Annotated in this window: 20 protein-coding genes; 18 read left to right on the top strand and 2 right to left on the bottom strand. The window is 67.1% G+C overall.

The features are described 5' to 3' along the window. The 13 genes from ACO6D5_RS25660 to ACO6D5_RS25720 form a co-directional block, all read left to right on the top strand. Positions 1-186 (top strand): hypothetical protein (locus tag ACO6D5_RS25660; RefSeq protein WP_485826940.1); only part of this gene is annotated, 186 nt, incomplete at its 5' end. A gap of 60 nt (positions 187-246) precedes the next feature. Next, entirely contained in the window at positions 247-741 is a 495-nt protein-coding gene (locus ACO6D5_RS25665) for a rhodanese-like domain-containing protein (RefSeq protein WP_088587490.1), read from the top strand. 1 nt (position 742) lies between these two features. Continuing rightward, entirely contained in the window at positions 743-1,672 is a 930-nt protein-coding gene (epsC, locus tag ACO6D5_RS25670) for a serine O-acetyltransferase EpsC (protein WP_088587489.1), read from the top strand. Positions 1,673-1,763: 91 nt separating this feature from the next. After that, entirely contained in the window at positions 1,764-2,696 is a 933-nt protein-coding gene (locus ACO6D5_RS25675; protein WP_088587488.1) for a family 2A encapsulin nanocompartment shell protein, read from the top strand. Between the two features lie 8 nt (positions 2,697-2,704). Then, a complete protein-coding gene (locus ACO6D5_RS25680) occupies positions 2,705-4,684 on the top strand; it encodes a family 2A encapsulin nanocompartment cargo protein cysteine desulfurase (protein ID WP_485826941.1) in 1,980 nt (659 codons plus the stop codon). A 10-nt stretch (positions 4,685-4,694) separates the two neighbouring features. Then, entirely contained in the window at positions 4,695-6,023 is a 1,329-nt protein-coding gene (locus ACO6D5_RS25685; RefSeq protein WP_485826942.1) for an LLM class flavin-dependent oxidoreductase, read from the top strand. 131 nt (positions 6,024-6,154) lie between these two features. Next, complete coding sequence (locus ACO6D5_RS25690; RefSeq protein WP_485826943.1) at positions 6,155-7,771, top strand: ABC transporter substrate-binding protein; 1,617 nt, start codon at positions 6,155-6,157, stop codon at positions 7,769-7,771. 9 nt (positions 7,772-7,780) lie between these two features. Then, positions 7,781-8,776, top strand: coding sequence for an ABC transporter permease (locus ACO6D5_RS25695; protein ID WP_485826944.1), 996 nt, complete (start codon positions 7,781-7,783; stop codon positions 8,774-8,776). Further along, positions 8,773-9,642 (top strand): ABC transporter permease, encoded by an 870-nt coding sequence (locus ACO6D5_RS25700; RefSeq protein WP_485826945.1) that lies wholly within the window; start codon positions 8,773-8,775, stop codon positions 9,640-9,642. Before ACO6D5_RS25695 ends, ACO6D5_RS25700 begins: the two co-directional genes overlap by 4 nt. Next, positions 9,639-11,297: a dipeptide ABC transporter ATP-binding protein gene (locus ACO6D5_RS25705; RefSeq protein ID WP_485826946.1), complete on the top strand. Its 1,659-nt coding sequence runs from the start codon at positions 9,639-9,641 to the stop codon at positions 11,295-11,297. The genes ACO6D5_RS25700 and ACO6D5_RS25705 overlap by 4 nt, the downstream gene beginning before the upstream one ends. Positions 11,298-11,309: 12 nt before the next feature. Further along, on the top strand, positions 11,310-12,434 hold the full coding sequence (locus ACO6D5_RS25710; protein WP_485826947.1) for an LLM class flavin-dependent oxidoreductase: 1,125 nt from the start codon (positions 11,310-11,312) through the stop codon (positions 12,432-12,434). 2 nt (positions 12,435-12,436) lie between these two features. Further along, entirely contained in the window at positions 12,437-13,780 is a 1,344-nt protein-coding gene (locus ACO6D5_RS25715) for an LLM class flavin-dependent oxidoreductase (protein WP_485826948.1), read from the top strand. Next, on the top strand, positions 13,777-14,901 hold the full coding sequence (locus ACO6D5_RS25720; protein WP_485826949.1) for an MsnO8 family LLM class oxidoreductase: 1,125 nt from the start codon (positions 13,777-13,779) through the stop codon (positions 14,899-14,901). Before ACO6D5_RS25715 ends, ACO6D5_RS25720 begins: the two co-directional genes overlap by 4 nt. Here the strand turns inward: ACO6D5_RS25720 and ACO6D5_RS25725 are convergent. Both ACO6D5_RS25725 and ACO6D5_RS25730 read right to left on the bottom strand, forming a co-directional pair. Beyond that, positions 14,898-15,311 carry an OsmC family protein gene (locus ACO6D5_RS25725; protein WP_485826950.1) on the bottom strand — a complete coding sequence of 138 codons (414 nt, stop codon included), beginning with the start codon at positions 15,309-15,311 and terminating at the stop codon, positions 14,898-14,900. The two genes, ACO6D5_RS25720 and ACO6D5_RS25725, sit on opposite strands and share 4 nt — an antisense overlap. Before the next feature lie 36 nt (positions 15,312-15,347). After that, positions 15,348-16,685, bottom strand: a complete 1,338-nt coding sequence (locus tag ACO6D5_RS25730) for an LLM class flavin-dependent oxidoreductase (protein WP_485826951.1) — start codon at positions 16,683-16,685, stop codon at positions 15,348-15,350. 190 nt (positions 16,686-16,875) lie between these two features. On the opposite strand from ACO6D5_RS25730, the gene ACO6D5_RS25735 reads away from it, so the two are divergent. Genes ACO6D5_RS25735 through ACO6D5_RS25755 form a run of 5 tightly spaced genes read left to right on the top strand, consistent with a single transcriptional unit; the run spans position 16,876 to position 21,340 of the window. Continuing rightward, on the top strand, positions 16,876-18,021 hold the full coding sequence (locus ACO6D5_RS25735) for an ABC transporter substrate-binding protein (RefSeq protein WP_315846498.1): 1,146 nt from the start codon (positions 16,876-16,878) through the stop codon (positions 18,019-18,021). Positions 18,022-18,030: 9 nt separating this feature from the next. Further along, on the top strand, positions 18,031-18,906 hold the full coding sequence (locus tag ACO6D5_RS25740; protein WP_485826952.1) for a branched-chain amino acid ABC transporter permease: 876 nt from the start codon (positions 18,031-18,033) through the stop codon (positions 18,904-18,906). Positions 18,907-18,928: 22 nt separating this feature from the next. Beyond that, positions 18,929-19,882, top strand: coding sequence for a branched-chain amino acid ABC transporter permease (locus tag ACO6D5_RS25745; protein ID WP_485826953.1), 954 nt, complete (start codon positions 18,929-18,931; stop codon positions 19,880-19,882). Further along, positions 19,879-20,652 carry an ABC transporter ATP-binding protein gene (locus ACO6D5_RS25750; RefSeq protein WP_315846500.1) on the top strand — a complete coding sequence of 258 codons (774 nt, stop codon included), beginning with the start codon at positions 19,879-19,881 and terminating at the stop codon, positions 20,650-20,652. The genes ACO6D5_RS25745 and ACO6D5_RS25750 overlap by 4 nt, the downstream gene beginning before the upstream one ends. Next, on the top strand, positions 20,642-21,340 hold the full coding sequence (locus tag ACO6D5_RS25755) for an ABC transporter ATP-binding protein (protein ID WP_485826954.1): 699 nt from the start codon (positions 20,642-20,644) through the stop codon (positions 21,338-21,340). The genes ACO6D5_RS25750 and ACO6D5_RS25755 overlap by 11 nt, the downstream gene beginning before the upstream one ends. The last annotated feature ends 92 nt before the right edge of the window (positions 21,341-21,432 follow it).

A 21,432-nucleotide genomic window follows, 5' to 3' on the forward strand; every position in this document is an offset into this window, starting at 1 on the left:
TTTCGTGCCGCTCAATCTGCCGCCTGCTTCGGTCTACCGTCTGGCCCGGCAATAGCCCCGGCATTCAGGTCGCCGCAGTGGCCGCCGACCGATGCCGTCGGCGCGCCGCTTGCCGGGCAATGCACCGCTACACAACTGGCGGTTCTTAATTTCCGACTTTTAATTCATTTGGATTTCACGGCTTAGGGCCTAGATTGTGGGTTCTGTCGCGCCTGGCGCGACGACTCGCCAGGAGGCCCTTGCGCCATGAGCTACGACACCACCGAAGCCCCGATATCCGAGCGGGTCCTGCCGGCCGCGCTGGAACGGGCGCGCGCCGAAGCGCGGGACCGCCATCTTCCCTATGCGGGCGGCGTGACGCCGATTGAGGCCTGGACGCTGGCGCAGAACGGCGACGCCGTGCTGGTGGACGTGCGCTCGGCGGAAGAGCGCACGTTCGTGGGCCACATTCCGGGCACGGTCCACGTGCCATGGGCCACCGGCACGAGCCTGACGCGCAACCCGCGCTTCGTGCGGGAACTTGAAGCAAAGGTGGCCAGCGCCGGCGGCAAAGCGGCCGTCGTGCTGCTGCTGTGCCGCAGCGGCAAGCGGTCTGCCCTTGCCGCCGAAGCCGCGGCCAAGGCCGGATTTTCCTCGGTCTTCAACGTGTTCGAGGGCTTCGAGGGTGAGCTCGACGCCAATCAGCATCGCGGCTTGAACGACGGCTGGCGGTATCGCGGGCTGCCCTGGATCCAGGACTGATATGGCCGTCTTCGATCTGGAAGGCGTCGTCCGTGCGCTGGAAGGCATCCGCGCCGATTGGCGGACCTCTCAGCAGCGCACTCGCGAGCCGGGCGAACGCGAATTCCCCTCGCGCGAAGCGCTCGCCGACATCTTCGACAAACTCAAGCGCGCGCTTTTCCCCATGCGCCTGGGGCCCGTGGACATGCGCCACGAGAGCGAGAACTTCTACGTGGGTTATACGCTGGACGCAGCCCTGCGCAGTCTGTTGGAGCAGGCGCGGCTGGAATTGCGGCGCCACGCGCCCGACCATCCTGCGGTGGACGATCACGCGGCGTCGATCGTACGCCGCTTTGCGGCCGCGCTGCCCGATGTGCGCCGGCTGCTGGACAGTGACGTGCTTGCCGCCTATCAAGGCGACCCCGCGGCGCGCAGCGTCGACGAGGTGCTGCTTTGCTATCCCGGCATCCACGCGCTGATCCATCACCGGCTGGCGCACCAGTTGTACTTGCTGGACCTGCCATTGCTGGCGCGCATCGCGGCAGAAATTGCCCATGGCGAGACGGGTATCGACATTCATCCCGGCGCGCAGATCGGCCCTGGCTGCTTCATCGACCATGGCACTGGCGTCGTCATCGGCGAAACGGCCCGCATCGGGCGGGGCGTGCGCATCTATCAAGCCGTGACGCTGGGCGCCAAGCGCTTCGTGACCGATGCGGACGGCAACTTGGAAAAAGGGGTGGCTCGCCATCCGATCGTGGAAGACGACGTGGTGATCTACGCCGGCGCGACGATCCTGGGCCGCGTCACCTTGGGGCAAGGCGCCGTCATCGGCGGCAACGTCTGGATTACGGACGACGTGGCCCCGGGCGCCACGGTCACCCAGGCGGGACCGCGCAGTACGCAGCGCCCGCGCAGCCTTCCGGGCCCGGAGCAGGAGCGGGCCGCCTGATTCAACACTGGGCAGTACCTCATGAGGGCTTCGGCCCTTTCATTTTGCTTGTCTGAGTCGTTTTGCTTGTTTGTTCACTTCGGAGATTTCAATGAGTGCCACCGTAGGCGGGACCGTCGCATTGGGCGACAACGGCGCAAGGCAGTTGGCCAATGCGACCAAGACCGTACCCCAACTTGCCACCATCAGCCCGCGTTGGCTGACGCATTTGCTGCAATGGGTGCCGGTCGAAGCCGGCATCTACCGCCTGAACAAGGTCAAGAATCCCGAAAACATCAAAGTCACGTGCACCGCGCGCGAAGACGAGAACCAGTTGCCGCGCACCTTCGTGGATTATGAAGAGCACCCGCGCGAGTATTTCCTGAATGCGGTCAGCACTGTGCTGGACGTGCACACGCGTATTTCCGATCTCTACAGCAGCCCGCACGACCAGATCAAGGAACAGTTGCGCCTGACGATCGAAACCATCAAGGAGAACCAGGAAAGCGAACTGATCAACAACCCCGACTATGGCTTGCTGTCCCAGGTGACGGACGAGCAGCGCATTTTCCCGCTGACCGGCGCGCCCACGCCCGACGATCTGGACGAACTGCTGACCAAAGTCTGGAAAGAACCTGCCTTTTTCCTGACGCATCCGCTGGCGATTGCCGCCTTCGGCCGCGAAGCTACCCGGCGCGGCACGCCGCCGCCTACCGTCAGCCTGTTCGGATCCCAGTTCATTACCTGGCGCGGCATCCCGCTGATTCCGTCCAACAAGGTGCCGGTGGCCGACGGCAAGACCAAGATCCTGCTGCTGCGCGTGGGCGACAAGCGGCAGGGCGTGGTCGGCCTGTACCAGCCAGGCTTGCCCGGCGAGCAAAGCCCTGGCCTGTCAGTGCGCTTCATGGGCATCAACAACCACGCCATCGCGTCCTATCTGATCTCGTTGTATTGCTCGCTGGCGATATTGGCGGATGATGCGCTGGCGGTGCTGGATGACGTCGAGATCGGCAAATATCACGACTATCCCGACACCTACAAGTAGGCCGCACGATGCCTATTGCCGATTCCTCTCCAAGTTTCGCCGCCCTGGGCGGCGGGGTGCCCGGCGCGCCTGAAGCGCCCATCGATCCTAGCGAACTTGCCCGCTTGGCCAATGCCTTCTTCACGGCGTTGCCCGGGCAGGCTGTCGGGATTACCCCGCCGGCGCCCGTGCCGCCGGGCGTGCAGGCCCCGCTGAACGTCGCGCCGCCGGGATCGCCGCTCGCCAGCCCGGCGGGGTTGGGGCCAGGCGTGCCTGGCACGCCAATTCCGCAGGGCCATGCGCCGGGCGCCAACCTGGTGCCGGCATCGCCCGCGCAGTTGCCCTCGCTGGCGCATCGCGCGCCTGCGCTGCTGCCGCATGCGCAGGCGGGCAACGGCGTTCCGGACAACGTCGTGACGGCGGTGCCGGCGTACGAACCGCGCTTCGGTTCGGGTGTCACGGGCGTGGCGCCCCTGGCCGGGCGCGCCGCTACCGTGCGCGAGGCTTCCTACTACTTCCTGGATGCCGCGCATGGCCAACCCGCCGGGAACCCGGCGGAGCAGGAGAACGTGCTGGGCGGCACGCGGGTCAGTGACGAACTGGCCGGACTGTCCTTGCCGGGATTGGGCGCTGCCGGACCCGGCCCGGCCCCCGCCAGCCCCACATTGCCGACTGCGGAGCCCAGCTACTACTTCGTGGACGCGGTGGTGTTGCCCAGCGGTTATGTCACGCCGGCGCATCCCAAGGCGCGCACGGCGCCCAGCGCGGGGGCCGATGCGCATCCGCCTTTCGACGTGCACGCGGTGCGGCGTGATTTCCCGGTGCTGCAGGAGCGCGTCAACGGCCGTCCGCTGGTGTGGTTCGACAACGCCGCCACCACGCACAAGCCGCAAAGCGTCATCGACCGTATCGCATACTTCTACGCCCACGAAAACTCCAATATCCACCGGGCCGCGCATGAACTGGCGGCGCGCGCCACCGATGCCTACGAAGGCGCGCGCGAGCGGGCCCGCCGCTTCATCAACGCGCCCGACGTGAACGAGGTGATCTTCGTGCGCGGCACGACCGAGGCGATCAACCTGGTGGCCAAGAGCTGGGGCGCGCAACATGTGGGCGAGGGCGACGAAATCATCGTGTCGAACCTTGAACACCACGCCAACATCGTGCCCTGGCAGCAATTGGCAGCCGCCAAAGGCGCACGCCTGCGTGTGATCCCGGTGGACGATTCCGGGCAGATCCTGCTGGATGAATACCAAAAGCTGCTCAATGACCGTACCCGCATCGTCTCGGTCACGCAGGTGTCGAATGCGCTGGGCACCGTAACGCCCGTCAAGGAGATCGTGGACCTGGCGCATCGCGCTGGCGCGCGCGTGCTGATCGATGGCGCGCAATCGGTGTCGCATATGCGGGTGGACGTGCAGGCGCTGGGCGCGGACTTCTTCGTGTTCTCCGGCCACAAGATCTTCGGCCCGACGGGCATTGGCGTCGTCTGGGGCAAGCGCGAGGTGCTGGAAGACATGCCGCCCTGGCAAGGTGGCGGCAACATGATCGCCGACGTGACGTTCGAGAAGACGGTGTTCCAGCCGATTCCCAACAAGTTCGAGGCGGGCACCGGCAACATCGCGGATGCCGTCGGGCTAGGCGCGGCGCTGGACTACGTGACGCGACTGGGCATCGAGAACATCGGGCGCTACGAGCATGACTTGCTTGTCTACGGCATGCGGGGGCTGGGCGCCATCAACGGCGTGCGCCTGATCGGCACGGCGGCAGAGAAGGCCAGCGTCATGTCCTTCGTGCTAGACGGCTACAGCACCGAAGAGGTGGGGCATGCGTTGAACGAGGAAGGCATCGCCGTGCGCACGGGCCACCATTGCGCGCAGCCGATCCTGCGCCGGTTCGGGGTGGAAACGACCGTGCGGCCGTCGCTGGCGTTCTACAACACCTACGACGAAATCGATCGCCTGCTGGACGTCGTGCAGCGGCTGTCCTCGGTCAGGCGAAAGGCATAAGGGGGCAAGCATGAGCGTGCAACGTCAACTCAAGCTGGGCGCGTTCATGCGCCCCGTCAGCATCCACACTGGCGCCTGGCGCTATCCGGGCGCCCATCGCGACGCCAATTTCAACTTCGAGCACCTGAAGCGCTACGCCCAGACCCTGGAGCGGGCGCGCTTCGACGCCTTCTTCATGGCGGATCATCTGGCGCTGTTGAACATGCCGATCGACGCTTTGAAGCGCAGCCACACTGCGACGTCCTTCGAGCCCTTCACGCTGTTGTCGGCGCTTAGCCAGGCGACGCAGCATCTGGGGCTGGTGGCCACGGCGTCCACGACCTTCGACGAACCCTTTCACGTGGCGCGGCGCTTCGCGTCGCTGGACCATCTGAGCCAGGGCCGGGCCGGGTGGAACATCGTCACCACCTCCAACCCCGACGCTGCGCTGAACTTCGGCCGTACCAGTCAGCCCGACCACGCGGCGCGCTACGCCCGGGCCCGGGAGTTCTACGATGTGGTGACCGGCTTGTGGGACAGTTGGGCCGACGATGCCTTCATCCGCGACGCCGACAGCGGCGTGTATTTCGACCCCGCGCGGCTGCGGGCCCTGAATCACCAGGGCGAGCACCTGTCGGTGAAAGGGCCGCTGCACATTGCCCGTCCGGTGCAGGGCTGGCCGGTCATCGTGCAGGCGGGCGCGTCGGAACCCGGCAGGCAACTGGCCGCAGAGACGGCGGAAGTCGTGTTCGCGGCGCAGTCCACGCTGGAGGAGGGCAGGCGGTTCTACGCCGACGTCAAAGGCCGGATGGACAGGCTGGGGCGCCATCGCGATCACCTGAAGATCCTGCCAGGTGTGCTCGTCGTGGTGGGTGAAACGGACCGCCAGGCGCGAGATATCCGCGCGCATCTGGACAGCCTTGTCCACTATGAAAGTGCCATCGCGTCGCTGTCCATTGCATTGGGCTGCGATGCCTCGGCCTTTGACCCTGACGCGAGCTTGCCCCCGGTTCCCGAGACCAACGCCAGCAAGAGCGGTCGCGAGCGGGTGATCGCCCTGGCCGAACGCGAAGGGTTCACGGTGCGGCAACTGGCCCAGCGCCTGGGCGGCTACGGCGGGCTGGCCATGGTGGGCACGGCGCGCCACATCGCGGACCAAATGCAGGAATGGCTGGAGACGGAAGGGGCTGACGGCTTCAATGTGATGTTTCCGTGGCTACCCGGTGGCCTGGACGCGTTTACCGAGCAGGTCGTGCCCGAGCTCCAGCGGCGCGGCATTTTCCGTCGCGAGTACGAAGGCCGCACGCTGCGCGAGAACCTGGGCTTGCCACGCCCGGAAAACCGGCATTTTCCTCGCTGACCGGCGCCACGTCCATGATGCTTATGGGCATTAGTTTCTGCCGGATTTCGAAATCCGAAGAATGTATTTAGGCGCGGCCGCGCCCTTGTTTAGAGTGGATCGCTTCACTTCGAATACAAGGATGCAGGGTAATGCAGCGCAGCGTAGCCAGTGTGATGAATCAGACCCGGGGCGCGCATGCGCCGCGGCGGGCCGCCAGCATCGGCGCGGCGCTCTGCGCCGCGGCATTTGCGCTATTGGGCAGCGCGGCGCACGGCGCCCAGCCGCAATACGGCGGCATTCTCAAGGTCGCGCTGGAAGGCGACCCGCTTTGCGTTGACCCGCAGCAGCCCGGCAACAATACCGCGTTGAACATCGGCCGGCAGATCACGGACTCGTTGACGGATCAGGATCCCGAAACGGGCAACATCGTGCCGTGGCTGGCCACCAGCTGGAAATCCGAAGACGACAACCGTCGCTTCACCTTCGTGCTGCGCGACGGCGCGACATTCGCCGATGGTAGTCCGCTGGACGCCGATGCGGTCAAGGCCAACTTCGACGGCATCGTGAAGATGGGCGCGCGCGCCTCGCTGGCGTCGACCTACCTGGCCGGGCTGGACCGTATCGACACACCGGACCCGCGCACGGTCGTCATCGTCTTCAAGCAGCCTAACGCCCAGTTCCTGCAGGCCACCTCGACGATGAGCATGGGCCTGCTGTCCAAGGCCACGCTGGCCAAGTCCTATGAGGAACGGTGCCAAGGGCAGGTGGTGGGATCCGGTCCGTTCACCTTGACGTCGTTCGTGCATAACCAGGCCGTCAAGCTGCAGCGCCGGGACGACTACGGCTGGCCCTCGTCGCTGGCCGCTCACAAGGACAAGGCCTACCTGGAAGGCATCGAGTTTCGCATCATCCCGGAATCCGGGGTGCGCAACGGGAGCCTGCTGTCACGCCAGGTGGACGTCAGCACCAGCGTGCAGCCGCAGGATGAAAAGGTGCTGCTGGCCCAAGGTTTCCCGATTCTGGCGCGCAGCAATCCGGGCCTGGTCTACAGCTTCTTCCCGAACGAATCACTGCCGTTGTGGGCGTCGCCGGCGGTGCGCCGCGCCGTCGTCAAGGGCATCAACCGCCCCGAATTGCAGGCGATCCTGTCGCGCTATCAGCGCGCCGCCACGTCGGTGCTGGCCAAGACCACGCCGTCCTATGTCGACCAGTCGCAGGCCCTGGCCTATGACCCGAAAGGCGCGGCGAAGCTGCTGGAGGACGACGGCTGGGTGCTGGGCAAGGACGGCATCCGGGAAAAGAACGGCGAACGTCTGACCGTGCGGCTGGAATACTGGCAGGCGGTGACCTTCCTGGAACTGGTGCAGCAGCAACTGCGTGAGATCGGGGTGGACCTGCAACTGAAGAAGAGCGTGATCGGCCAAGTCAATGCCCAACGCGACACGGGCAAGATGCCGCTTCAGTTCTACAACCTGACGCGCGCCGACCCGGACATTCTGCGCACTGTGTTCCTGGCCAGCGGCCGCAATGTCAACTTCCGCGAGCCGGCCGAGGTTGACGAGGTGCTGGCCAAGTCGGCGGCCGCGCAGGATCCGGCAGAACGCCGCGCCCTGATCGCCCGCGCTGCCGAACTGCTGGTGGCGGACGGGCATGCGATTCCGCTGGTGGAACTGGCAACGGTTGGCGCCACCGGCAAGCACGTGCACGGCCTGCACTACGACGCCTCGTCGCGCCTGCAGTTCTACGACACCTGGTTGCAGAAATAAGGGGATCGCATGACCAAGACCGCGGCGCTTAGCGGCTGGCGCGACGGCAGCGACGCCTGGCACTACGCCTTCAGCCGGATCGTCCAATCGGCTTTCGTGTTGTGGGCGGCCTATACGGTGTCATTCGTGATCCTGTACATCCTGCCCAGCGATCCCGTCAGCATCATGTTGAACCAGGGCGACCAGAGCATGATCGATCCCGCCCAGGTGGCGGCGTTGCGCGCGCAGTACCACCTGGACGAGCCGCTGCTGGTGCAGTACGGCATCGCGCTCTGGCAGGCGCTGCGGCTGGATCTGGGCGTGTCGATCCAGACGGGGCAGCCGGTGGCCGCCATGCTGGCGCAGGCGGCGCCCGCCACGGCGGCCCTTGCCCTGTGCGCGCTGGCGGCCGCGCTGGTCCTCGGGCTGGGACTTGCCTTGGCCGCCAGTTCGGCACGCAATGCGCGCCTGCGGTCGGCGCTGCAGGCGGCGCCGTCGCTGGGCGTCTGCCTGCCGACCTTCTGGGTGGGGTTGCTGTTGCTGCAGTGGTTGTCGTTCACCTTTCCGGTGTTTCCGGCGATGGGCAATGACGGCTGGCAGTCGTTGGTGCTGCCGGCCGCGACGCTGGCGCTGCCCACGGCCGCTACCGTGGCCCAAGTGCTGTCGCGGTCGCTGTCGGCCGTGTGGGGCCAGCCGTTCGTCGGCGCATTGCGCGCCAAGGGCCTGTCGCGCAGGCGCCTGCTGTTCACGCATGTGCTGCCCAACGCCACGATTCCCGTGCTGACGATGACGGGCGTGCTGATGGGCAACCTTCTGGCGGGGTCCGTCGTGACGGAAACCGTATTCTCGCGCGAAGGCATCGGCCGGCTTGCGCAGGGTGCGGTCGCCGTCAAGGACATTCCCGTGGTGCAAGGCGTCGTGGTGTTGGCGGCCGCGGTTTTCGTGGCCGTCAATCTGGTGGTGGACCTGGCATATCCCTTGCTCGATCCCCGCATCACCCGCAACCGGGCGAGGGCGCTGGCATGAATACGCAAGCCATTTCGAGAGAATCGCTCGCCCGACCGGGCAGGCTGCTGGCGGCAGCCTCGGCCCTGCGGGCCCGGCCCGTGCTGGCGGTAAGCGTCGCGGTGATCCTGCTGGTGCTGGGCTGGGCCTTGTTTCCGCAGGCGTTCACTTCTGCCGACCCCTTGCGCGGCGTGCCGCAGGACGCATTGCTGCCGCCATCCGCCACGCATTGGTTCGGTACCGACCATCTGGGGCGCGACATCTATGCGCGCACCGTCCATGGAACGTCCACCTCCCTGCAGGCGACGTCGCTGGCGGTGTTGATCGCGCTTTTTCTGGGTGGCGCGATCGGGCTGTTGGCGGGATTCATGGGCGGAAAGGTGGATGCCGTGCTGATGCGCGCCACCGATATCCTGATGGCCATTCCCACCTTGCTGCTGTCCATGGCGATTGTGACGGTGCTGGGATTCGGCACGGTGCACATCGCCATTGCCGTCGGCCTGTCCTATGTGGCGACTTTTGGCCGGCTGATGCGCGGCGAAGTGCTGCGCTGGCGCAGCGCGGTGTTCGTTGAAGCCGCGGTGGCCTCTGGCGTGGGCATCCGCGGCATTCTGCTGCGCCACATCGCGCCGCATGCCGCGGGGCCTGTCCTGGCTCTGGCCGCGCTGGAGTTCGGCGCGGCCGTGCTGGCCGTGTCCTCGCTCAGCTTCCTGGGGTTTGGCGCGCCGCCGCCCGCTCCCGAATGGGGGCTGCTGATTGCAGAGGGCCGCAACTATATCGCGGCGGCCTGGTGGTACACGACGATGCCGGGGCTGGTGGTGGCCGCGGTGGTGTTGTCGGCCAACCAGATCGCCCGGTACGCCCAAGACCTGGGAGAGTCGAAATGAGCGCGCACCCCCTCAACGACGTGCGCGAGGTGCTCGCGTTACGCGAATTGAATGTCGCTTACCGGGACGGTGCCACCGGTGCCTGGCGCAGCGCCGTCACCGATGTGTCCCTAGCCATCCAGCCCGGCGAAATCGTCGCACTGGTCGGCGAGTCCGGCTCCGGAAAGTCGACGACCGCGGCGGCGTTGATCGGCCTGCTTCCTGACAACGCCCGCCAGCTGGGCGGCAGCATTGCGCTGGAAGGGCACGAACTGGCAGACGCACCCGAGTCCGTCTGGCAGGGCCTGCGCGGACGACGAATCGGATTTGTCCCACAGGACCCGGGCCTGTCGTTGGATCCGGTCAGACGGATCGGCAAGCAATTGGAAGAAGCGCTGACCGTCCACGGCGTGCCGCTCGCCGAGGCGCGGCGCCGGGTGCCCGGCATCCTGGCCGATGTAGGGCTGAGCGACGTGGAACGGGTGGCGCGCAGCTTCCCGCACGAACTGTCGGGCGGCATGCGTCAGCGCGTGCTGATCGGCATGGCGGTGGCGCACGAACCCGCGCTGATCATCGCCGACGAACCGACCAGCGCGCTGGACGTGACCGTGCAGCGACAAGTGCTGGACCATCTGGAAGCGCTGGTGCGGCGCAAGGGCATCGCGGTCCTGTTGATCACGCACGACCTGGGCGTGGCGTTCGACCGTGCAGACCGGGTGGTGGTGATGCGAGGCGGGCGCATCGTCGAAGCCGGCGCCGCGCGTCAACTGCGCGACCATCCCCGGCACGGCTACACGCGCACGTTGCTGGCAGCGGCGCCCGGGCTGAAGCGTGACGGATTCGACTTCCAAGGGGCGCGTTCCCCCGTGCAGGCGCCGGTATTGGTCGTGGAAGGCTTGCAGAAGCGCTTCGGCGACGTGCTGGCGGTCGACGGCGTGTCGTTTCATGTTCCCCGTCATGGCACGACCAGCCTGGTGGGAGAATCCGGTTCCGGCAAGTCGACGACGTCGCGGATGGCGTTGTGCCTGGAACGGCCCACGGCCGGCCGCGTCTTGTTCGACGGCCGCGACGTGACCCGGTTGACGCGCAGCCAGTTGCAGGATTTCCGCCGGCGCGTGCAGGTGGTCTATCAGAACCCGTATGCGTCGCTGAATCCGCGGTTCCCGCTGGAAGCCATCATCACCGAACCGTTGCGGGCCTTCGGCCTGGGCAATGGCGCCTCGCGCCGCGCGCGCGCCGCCGAACTGCTGCAGGCCGTGGAGCTTAGCCCCGATCTGCTGGACAGCCGGCCGGCGCGTTTGTCCGGTGGCCAGCGCCAGCGCGTGGCGATCGCCCGCGCGCTCGCCATCGAGCCCGAGCTGCTGGTGCTGGACGAACCTGTGTCGGCGCTGGACGTGTCGGTGCAGGCGCGCATCCTGGCGCTGCTGCAGCGTTTGCAAGCGGAGTTGGGCGTCAGCTATCTGTTCGTATCCCATGACCTGGCGGTCGTCAGGCAGATTTCGGATCACGTGGTCGTGCTGCGGCGCGGCCAGGTGGTCGAACAGGGGCCGGTCGAGCAGGTTTTCGAAGCCCCCCGCCATCCCTATACGCAGGCCTTGCTTGGCGATACCCCGGGCGGACGCCATGCGCGGCCCGCCGCCGCGCCTGCGCCCTTGACCCTAGACCTGGCGGCATAAGGCCGAGACACCATGACCGACCCCTTACTGTTTCCCATTGGATTGGCCCTGAACGGCATTGCGCATGCGCAGCAGGACGACGTATCCGCTAGCCGCACCGAGGCGCGCTGGCTGGACGCGCTGCGGCGCGCCGATGATGCGGGCCTGGATTTCGCCACCTTCGAAGACCGCTGGGCACGCGGCAGCGCCTCCGGCCAGAGTCCCTTGGATGCCACCTTGCTGCTGTCGCGCGCCGGCCCCGCCACGCGCCGCATCGGCCTGATCCCATCGGTGGCCGTCAGCACCAACGAACCCTTCCACATCTCGACAGCCATCGCCACGCTGGATTACGTGACGCGGGGCCGCGCGGGATTGTTACCGCAAGTACCGGCCGAATCCGATGTCGAGGCGACGCTGGCGCACGCGGGCAGCCGCATCTACGGCCTGCCTGACGAACGCGACGGCCTGTACCGCGACGCGGCCGATGCCCTGGATGCCGTGCGCCGCCTGTGGGACAGCTGGGAAGAGGGCGCGATCATCCGCGATGTGGACACCGGCCGCTTTGTGGACCGCGACAAGCTGCACTACGTGGATGTGGATGCCGCGACCTTTTCCATCAAGGGACCCTCCATCGTGCCCCGCCCGCCCCAGGGGCAGCCGCCCGTAGCCGTGGCCTGGCGCGAAGCGCGCGATCTCGAATGGGCTGCGGCCCATGCCGATATCGTCTTCGTGCCGCCTCCCCAAGGTGAAGCGGACTGGGCGCCCGTGCGCCAGATACTCACCGCGGCGCAAGAACAGGGCAGTCGCAGCCTGGCCCCGCTGCGTTACTACGCGGACGTGGCCGTGGCGTTTGGCCACGATGGCCCTCTGGCCGATGCCCAGGGCGTGGCGGTCCACACGGGCACGGCGCAAGCGTTGGCGGATCGCATCCAGCACTGGCGCGCACTGGGCTTTTCGGGCGTGCGCCTGCATCCGCAAGACCTGGACCGGGATCTGGACGTGGTGATCCGCGAGCTTCTACCCCTGTTACGCCGACCAGGATCGCCCGCGACGCCCACGCCCGAAGCCGGACAGCGACCCCTTTCCTTGCGTAGCCGGCTGGGGCTGGCGCAAGCAAGCAACCGTTATGCAGCCCTGGCAGGGCAAGGAGGCCGTTAACCATGGCACAGAAGCAAGTGATCCTGGGCGCGCATTTTCCCGGCGTCAACAACATGACGGTCTGGAGCGACCCGCAGGCGGGCAGCCAGATCGAATTCGCCTCCTTTGAACGCTTTGCGCGTGCCGCCGAACGCGGCAAGCTGGACTTCGTGTTCCTGGCGGAAGGCCTGCGCCTGCGCGAGCAACGCGGCAAGCTGCACGACCTGGACGTGGTCGGGCGCCCGAACACGCTGGTCGTGCTGGCGGCCCTGGCCGCCGTGACCGAACGGATCGGCCTGGCCGGCACGCTCAACGCCACCTTCAATGAACCCTACAACCTGGCGCGCCAACTGGCCACGCTGGACCATGTGTCGGGCGGCCGGTCCGCCTGGAACGTGGTGACGTCGCCCGGCGCCTTTACGGGCGAGAACTTCCGGCGCGGCGCCTATCTGCCGCATGACCAGCGCTACGAGCGCGCCCGCGAGTTCGTCGAACTGGCCCGGCATCTGTGGAGCGGCGGCGACGACGGCCAAGGCAGCTTCGATTACCAGGGCCGGCAGTTCGCGGTCCGCGGCCGCCTGGACGTGCCGCCGCTACCCCAAGGGCACCCGATCATCATCCAGGCCGGCGATTCGACGCAGGGCAGGGAATTCGCCGCCCGCAGCGCGGACGCGATCTTCACCCGCCACGGATCGCTTGCCGAGGGGCAGGCGTTCTATGCCGACGTCAAAGCGCGGCTGCCCAAGTACGGCCGCGCCGAGCACGACCTGAAGATCCTGCCCGGCGTGGGGTTCGTGCTGGGCGATACGCCGGAAGAGGCCGCTGAACGCCATGCCGAGGTGCGACGCCAGCAGGTCAGCCCGCAAACCGCCATCGTGTTGCTGGAACAGTTGTGGAACCGCGACCTGTCCGGTTTCGACCCCGACGGCCCGCTGCCGGATTTCGACCCCGACGTCTCGGCCACGACCGTGGCCAAGGGCCGCACCCGCCAGCACGACGACACGCTGGCCACGGCACGCCAATGGCGCGAACTGTCGCGCCGTGAAAACCTGGGCATCCGCGATCTGATCATCAAAGTCACGGGGCGCCAACAGTTCGTTGGAACGCCCGCCCAGGTGGCCGAAGACATGAACCGCTACGTGCAGCAGAACGCGTCGGACGGCTTTATCCTGGTGCCACACCTGATTCCTAGCGGCATCGAGGAATTCGTGGACCGGGTCGTGCCGCTGCTGCAGGAGCGTGGCGTCTTCCGCCAGGAGTATGCCGGCAGCACGCTGCGCGAGCACCTGGGCTTGTCGGCCGCACGCCATGAACCGGTTACCGGGCGCGACGTGGCGGCAGCCGCCGCCGAGGCGGTCGCATCATGAGCCGCCATCCCCGCGTACCCCTGTCGGTGCTGGACCTGGCGCCGATTTCCTCGGGGTCCGATGTTCGCCAAGCCCTGGCCAACACCGTGGATCTGGCGCGTCGTGCCGAAGAGGCCGGCTACCGCCGCTATTGGCTGGCCGAACATCATCTGTCTGACGGATTGGCCAGTTCGGCCACGCCCGTGCTGATCGGCCAGGTCGCGGCGGCGACCTCGCGCTTGCGCGTCGGGTCGGGCGCCACGCTGCTCGGCTATCACACGCCGCTGGCGGTGGCGGAGGCTTACGGCACATTGGATGCGCTGCACCCCGGGCGCATCGACCTGGGCTTGGGCCGCGGATTGGCGGCAGGCCGGCGGGCGGCATCCGGCAGTGCCGCGGCGCCCCAGCCGTCGCCAGGCCTCCGCACGGTGAAGGGTCTGCTGATTCCCGCGCCGCCCGTGTCGCGGCCGCAACGCTCGGCGCGCGGCGTCGCGCGTGAGGCGATCCTCTTGCAGCCGCACGCGCAGCCCTTGCCGTTCGAACAAGCCGTGGACGCCTTGTTCGGGCTGCTGGCCGGTACCTACACGCTGGACGACGGCAGCCGCGTCCACGCCACGCCGGGCGCTGGCGCCGCGCTGGAAACCTGGGTGCTGGGGTCGTCGGCCGGTGAAAGCGCGCAGTTGGCAGGCAGGCTCGGGTTGCCGTTCGCCGTGAACTACCACGTCAGCCCGGCTACGGCGCTGGATGCCGTGGACGCCTACCGCCGCGCGTTCGTGCCGTCGGCCGCGCTTGTCCGGCCATACCTGATGATCTCGGCCGATGTGGTTGTGGGACGCGACCTGGCCGATGCGCAACGCATCGCCCGGCCTTATGGCGCCTGGGTGCAGGGCATTCGGCGGGGCGAGGGCGCCACGCGCTACCTGTCGCCGGAAGCGGCCGAGGCCATCGTGCTGGAGGACGACCTGGTGCAGGACCGGGTCAGTACGCAGTTTGTCGGCGATGCGAATGCGGTCGTCAAGGGCTTGGAGACCCTGGTCCGGGCCACCGAAGCCGATGAATTGATCGTCACCACCAATGCGCACCGGCACGAAGACCGCGTGCAGTCGCAGGAATGGCTGGCGCAGGCGTGGTTGGCAGCCTAGTACGCCGGCTGCGCCACGATCTGGACGGTGACCGGCGCACCGCGCGATACGGACCCATAGATCGGGCAGATGCGCAGGTACTCGCCCACCAGCGCGTTCGCCTGCGCGTCGTCCACGCCGGTCAGCGTGAATGCCAAGTGCACGTGGGCATAGTGGCCGGGCTGCGCCTCGTCCGCCTCGGAGTCGCCAGTGACCACCACGCGCGATAAGGTCAAGCCCTGTTCCCGCGCGCTGGATTCGATCACGGCGTGTGCGCAGGTCGCCAAGGCGGCCAGCAGCAATTCGCCGGCCAGCCAGGCTTCGCCCGGTCCGCCGCGCGAGGCGGTGGCGTCGGCGACCAGATGCTGATCGCGTGCGGACAGCAGGTAACGGCCGTTCTGGCCGATGGTGGTGCTGGTGATGCTGGGCATGATTGGGGCCGCCTTGATGAGCCGGGTAGGGGAGGGTCAGGCCGCCGGGCGCGACAGGTTCAGATGGTCGCGCAGCGTCGTGCCGCCGTATTCGGTGCGGAACAGCCCGCGCCGCTGCAATTCGGGAATGGCCAGCCGCACGAAGTCTCCGATGCTGCCGGGCACATAGGGCGCCTGGATCATGAAGCCGTCGCACGCGTCGGCGCGGAACCATTGCTCCATACGGTCGGTGACCGTCTCCGCGTCACCGATGAAATCGCGCAGGGTGCCCACGCCATAACGATGACCCAGTTGCGACAGGCTGAGGTTCTGCTTGCGCGTCAATTCAGCCACCTCCTTGTAGTGCCCTTGCACGCCCGGCACGTCCATGTCGGGCAGCACTTCGTGCTGCGGGAACTGCGCCAGGTCGATGTCCAGGTGATACGACAGCGTCGACAGTCCGGCTTGCGGGGTGGCCAGGCCGCTCAACAGCGCATCGGTCGCGTCCGCCGCGGCGGCGGTTTCGCCCACGATCGGCACGATGCCCGGCAGGATCTTCAGCGTGGCGGGATCGCGGCCATGGGACGCGGCGCGTCCCTTCATCTCTTGATAGAACGCCTGGGCCGACTCCAGCGACGAATGGTTGACGAAGATCACGTCGGCCCATTTGGCGGCGAAGTCGCGGCCGCGGCCCGAGGCGCCCGCCTGGATGAACACCGGGCGGCCCTGCGGCGGCCGGCTGACATTCAACGGCCCCTGGACGCGGAAGTAGCGTCCTTCGTGGTTGATCGCCTGCACCTTGGACGGGTCCGCGAACAGCGGTGCGTCTTTGTCCCGCACCACGGCGCCGTCCTGCCAGCTGTCCCATAGGCGGCAGGCGATCTCGACGAACTCGTCCGCGCGGTCATAGCGTTCTTCGCGCGACAACTGGTCGTCGCGTCCGAAGTTCGCGGCCTCTGCCTGCTGGAACGACGTGACGATGTTCCAGGCCGTGCGGCCCGCGCTCATGTGGTCCAGCGTCGCGAGCGAACGCGCCACCGCGAACGGTTCGAAGTACGACGTGGAAATGGTGCTGGCCAGGCCCAGGTGCCGCGTGGCGGCGGCGACCGTGGCCAGCACGATTTGGGGTTCCAGCCGCAAGGCGCCCAGCGCGCCGTAGCGCAACTGGCTGTCCATGCTGCCTTCGTGGCGTTGCGGCACCGCCAGGATGTCGGCCAGGAACAGCAGGTCGAACTTGCCCGCTTCCAGCAGGCGGCCCAGATTGGCGTAGTACTGCGGCGACAGGATGTCGGTGTCGGCTTCCGGGTGGCGCCAGCCGCCATGGTTGCCCGAAACCGGGCCGGCCTGGACGAAGGCGGCCAGATGCATCTGGCCTTGTGATTGGTATTGGGACATGACGGGGGACGGCGCTTGTCGCGCGAGGGATAGGAAGAGGGTTCAGCCCAAAAATTATAGGGATGAAAGCTATGCCGCACGGCTATTAGCGAATAACGCACGAGTCTTTGCGCAGGCCTGCGCCAGCGGCCACAATTCCCGGTTCCGCAGCGGTTTCTCGTTGCGCCATGTCATGATCAAGCAGGCTTCCATGTTCAAATTTCTACGCCATGCGCTGGCCGCCAGCCTGGTGCTGTGCGCTGCCTCGGCCCACGGCGAAACCATCAAGCTGGGCACCATCCTTTCCACCACCGGCCCTGCGGCGTTCCTTGGCGAGGACATGAGGGACGGCATGCGGATCGCCATCGACGAGATCAACGCCGGCGGCGGCATCAACGGCAAGCAGATCGATTGGGTGTTCTACGACGCCGAAAGCCAGACCGCCAAGGCACTGGCCGCCACGCGCCGGCTGCTGTCGCAAGACAAGGTCGACATCCTGGTGGGCGGCGGCAACATGAGCGGCATCGCCCAGGCCATGGTGCCGCTGGCGCAGCAGGCGCGCACGCCGTTCATCTCGACCGAAGGCGCGGCCACCATCGCCAGTCCGGCCAAGGAACGCGAATGGGTCTTCAAGAGCACGGTGGACGACAGCCAGGTATTCGCCCGCCTGGCCGATTACTTCAAGAAGAACGGCATCACGCGCATCACATTGCTGCATGACACCAGCGGCTTTGGCCAAGCCGCCGCCGATGCGCTGCGCGCGTTCGCGCCTGGCCAGAATCTGCAGGTCAACTACGAGGCCTTTGCGCCGTCCGACACCGATCTGACGCCGCAGCTCACGCGCATCCGCGCAAGCGACACCCAGGCCATCGTCTGCTGGACGGTGACGCCTGCCGGCGTTATCTTCATGCGACAGGCCAAGCAGCTGGGCCTGGGCGACCGCAAGTTGATCCACAGCTACGGCTTCGTGTCGCAGCGCTATATGGAACTGGCCGGCGCCGACGCCGCCGACGTGCTGCTGGTGTCGGTGAAGTTCCCCGTGGGCGCAGACCTGCCGGATGACGACCCTTTGAAAGCCCGTATCGCCGCGCTGACCGAGAAATTCCAGGCGAAGTTCAAGCGCGCGCCCAACCAATTCGTGGCGCAGACCTACGACGCCGTCTGGCTGGCCGCGGGCGCGCTGGCCAAAGGCCCCGAGAAAGACCGCGTGCGCGCCGCGCTTGAAGGCACGCGCCAGTACGAAGGCGTGGGTGGCGTGTTCAACTTTTCGGCCGACAGCCATTCGGGCCTGGCCAAGAGCGACATCGTGCTGATCAACTGGAAGGACGGGCGCTTCCGCTTGGCCGACTACCGGTAAGCGCGCGGCATGCTGGACGCTCAATTCATACAGCTGCTGCTGGCGGGCCTGGGCACGGGCGGCATCTACGCGATGATCGCGGTGGGCTTCAACATCATCTTCAAGAGCACCGGCGCGCTGAACTTCGCGCAAGGCGAATGGGTGATGATGGGCGGCCTGTTCGCCGCCGTGGCCGTGTCGGAGATGCCGGTGTGGCAGGCCTGCCTGCTGGCCACCGCCGCCGTGACCCTGGTGGGATGGCTGTCGGACCGCATCGTCATCCGGCCCTTGCGCAACCATGCGCCGTTGACGCTCACGCTGGTGTCGGTAGGCCTGGCCATTGCCAGCAAGAGCCTGGTGATGCTGACCTTGGGCAAGAATCCGCAGGGCTATCCCGGCCTGTCGGGGGCCCGCAAGTTCGAGGTGCTGGGCGCGCACGTGGACGCGCAGACCCTGTGGATCCTGGCCATCACGGTCGTGCTCATGCTTCTGACGCATGTGTTTTTCGCGCACACGCGGTATGGCACGGCCCTGCGCGCCGCCTGCGCCAACCCCGAAGCGGCCGCCTTGGTCGGCATCAGCCACCGGGGCGCGATCGCCGCATCCTTTGCGTTGGCAGCGCTGTATGGCGGCCTGGCTGGCGCCATCATCACGCCCATGACGCTGATGTCCTATGACAGCGGCGCGATGCTGGGCTTCAAGGCCTTCAGCGCCGCCATGCTGGGCGGGCTGGGCAACCTGTATGGCGCCTTGTTGGGCGGCCTGTTGCTGGGCGTGCTGGAAACGTCCATCGGCGGCTACCTGACCACGCAGTTCAAGGATGGCGTGGCCTTCCTGGTGCTGCTCCTGGTTCTGACCGTACGCCCGCAAGGGATATTGGGCCGTCCCGATGTTGTCAAAGTTTAAAGGGCGTTCCAAGACGCCCGCAGTGACGCGGTCCGCGGGCGCGAGCCTGCGCGTGCTGGGGTTGACCTGGCTGATTCTGGCGGTGTGGCCGCTGGTGGCGCCCAACGATTATCTGGTCAGCCTGGGCGGCACGTTCTTCATCAACGTGCTGCTTGTCCTGAGCCTGAACCTGCTGGTGGGCTATGCGGGCCAGGTGTCGCTGGCACACGCCGGATTCTTCGGCCTGGGCGCCTACACAAGCGGCGTGCTGTCTGCCAGCCTGGGTTGGAGTCCCTGGGCCGGGCTGGCGGCGGCCCCCGTGCTGTGCGCCTTGGCGGCCTTGTTCGTCGGCATTCCAACCCTGCGCCTGCGCGGCCATTACCTGGCGATGGCCACCTTGGGCCTGAACGCCATCCTTTCCGTGCTGTTCGTGGGGCTGGTCGGCATCACCGGCGGGCCCAACGGACTGATCGGAGTGCCGTCGTTCACGCTGGCCGGCTGGGACCTTGGCGTGCCCGCCGCCTTCTTCTTCCTGGCGTGGACCGTGGCGGGGCTGGCGATGCTGGGCTTGCGCAACCTGGTCCAGGCGCGGGCGGGCCGCGGCCTGCGCGCGCTGGCGGCCAGCGACATCGCGGCCGCGTGCATGGGCGTGCCCGTGCTGCGCTACAAGCTGACGGTGTTTGCGCTGAGCGCGGCGCTGGCCGGTGTGGCGGGCTCGCTGTACGTGCACCAGAACAACTACGCTTCCCCCGAAACGTTCTCTTTCTTTAATTCGGTGCTGCTGCTGGTCATGGCCGCCATTGGCGGGCTGGGCCGCTACTGGGGCGGATTCCTGGGCGCCTTGCTGTTTACGGCGCTGCCCGAACTCATGCGCAGCATCCACGACGCCGAACTGCTGGTCTTTGGCGTGGCCATGATCGTGGTCGTCGGTTATCTGCCGGCCGGCTTGGCCGGACTGCTGGACAACCGGCTCAAGCGGCGGGGAGGGCAGCCATGAACGCCTTGCTGCATGCCCAAGGGATCAACCTGGCCTTTGGCGGCTTGCAGGCCCTGGACGACGTTGCGCTGTCCGTCCTGCCCGGAGAGATCCATTCCGTGATCGGCCCCAATGGCGCCGGCAAGTCCACGCTCTTCAACGTGCTGACCGGGGTGGCGCGACCGGACGCCGGCGCCATCACGTTCGACGATGAACGCATCGAACGCCTGCCGCCGCACCTGCGGGTGTTGCGCGGCATGGCCCGGACGTTCCAGAACCTGCAGATCTTTCCGGAACTGTCGGTGCTCGAGAACGTGCTGGTCGGTCGCCATGCCCGAACGCGTAGCGGCTTTCTGCAAGGGATACTGGGCACCGCGGCCGTGCGGCGTGAACGCGAATCCGATATCGATATCGCCCACGCCAGACTAGCCGAGCTGGGCCTGGACAAGCGCGCGGCCCAATTGGCGGGCAGCCTCAGCTACGGCGACGCCAAGCTGATGGAAATCGCGCGCGCCATGGCGTCGGAACCCCGCCTGCTGTTGCTGGACGAACCCATGGCCGGCTTGCCGGCGGAAGCCGTCGCCCGGGTTGTGGAGGCCACGCGCGCCTTGAACCGCCAGGGCGTTGCCGTGTTGCTGGTGGAACACAACGTGCGGGTCGTGATGGAACTGTCGCATCGGATCCTGGTGCTGAACAATGGCCGCCGCATCAGCGCCGGCACGCCTGCCGAGGTTCGGCAGGATCCCGCAGTGATCGAAGCCTATTTGGGAGTGGCGACCGATGCCGCTTGAAGTACGAGGCCTGACGGCCGACATCGGGGCCGTGCGGATTCTGCAAGGCCTGGACCTGGACGTGGCCGAGGGCGAGGCGGTTGCGCTGATCGGTAGCAACGGCGCGGGCAAATCCACGCTGATGCGCTCGGTGTCCGGCCTGTTACGGCCCATCGGCGGGTCGATCCGCTACGGTGGCGCCGACCTCGGCCGACTGAGCGCCGACAAAGTGGTGCGCCTGGGGCTGGCGCTGGTGCCCGAAGGGCGTCAGATATTCGCCCCGCTGACCGTGCGCGAGAACCTGCTGATGGGCGCCTACGCCAAACGCGAAGGCCCGCGCGAACTGGAGCGCGTGCTGGCCGTGTTTCCGAAATTGGCGGCCAGGCTGCAGCAACTGGGCGGCACCTTGTCAGGCGGCGAACAGCAGATGCTGGCCATCGGCCGCGCGCTGATGAGCGCGCCACGCCTGTTGTTGCTGGACGAGCCGTCCCTGGGGCTGGCGCCTAAGGTCGTTGCCGAGATCTTCGAGGTGATCGGCCAACTGGTGGCCAGCGGCACCTCGGTGCTGTTGGCCGAACAGAATGCCGCCATGGCGCTGCGTGTGGCAGGCAGGGGTTACGTGCTGCGTGAAGGCAACATTGTCCTGTCGGGCAGCGCGCGGGCGCTGGCGGACGACCCTATGGTGCAACAGGCGTATCTGGGCATCTAAGCGAACGGGCCGATGCCCCGCCCGATTCGCCTACTGCGGTTTGAGGCCGGCGGACTGCACGATGGGAGCCAAACGCCGCAAGTCGGATTCCA

The organism is Achromobacter sp., assembly GCF_057314935.1.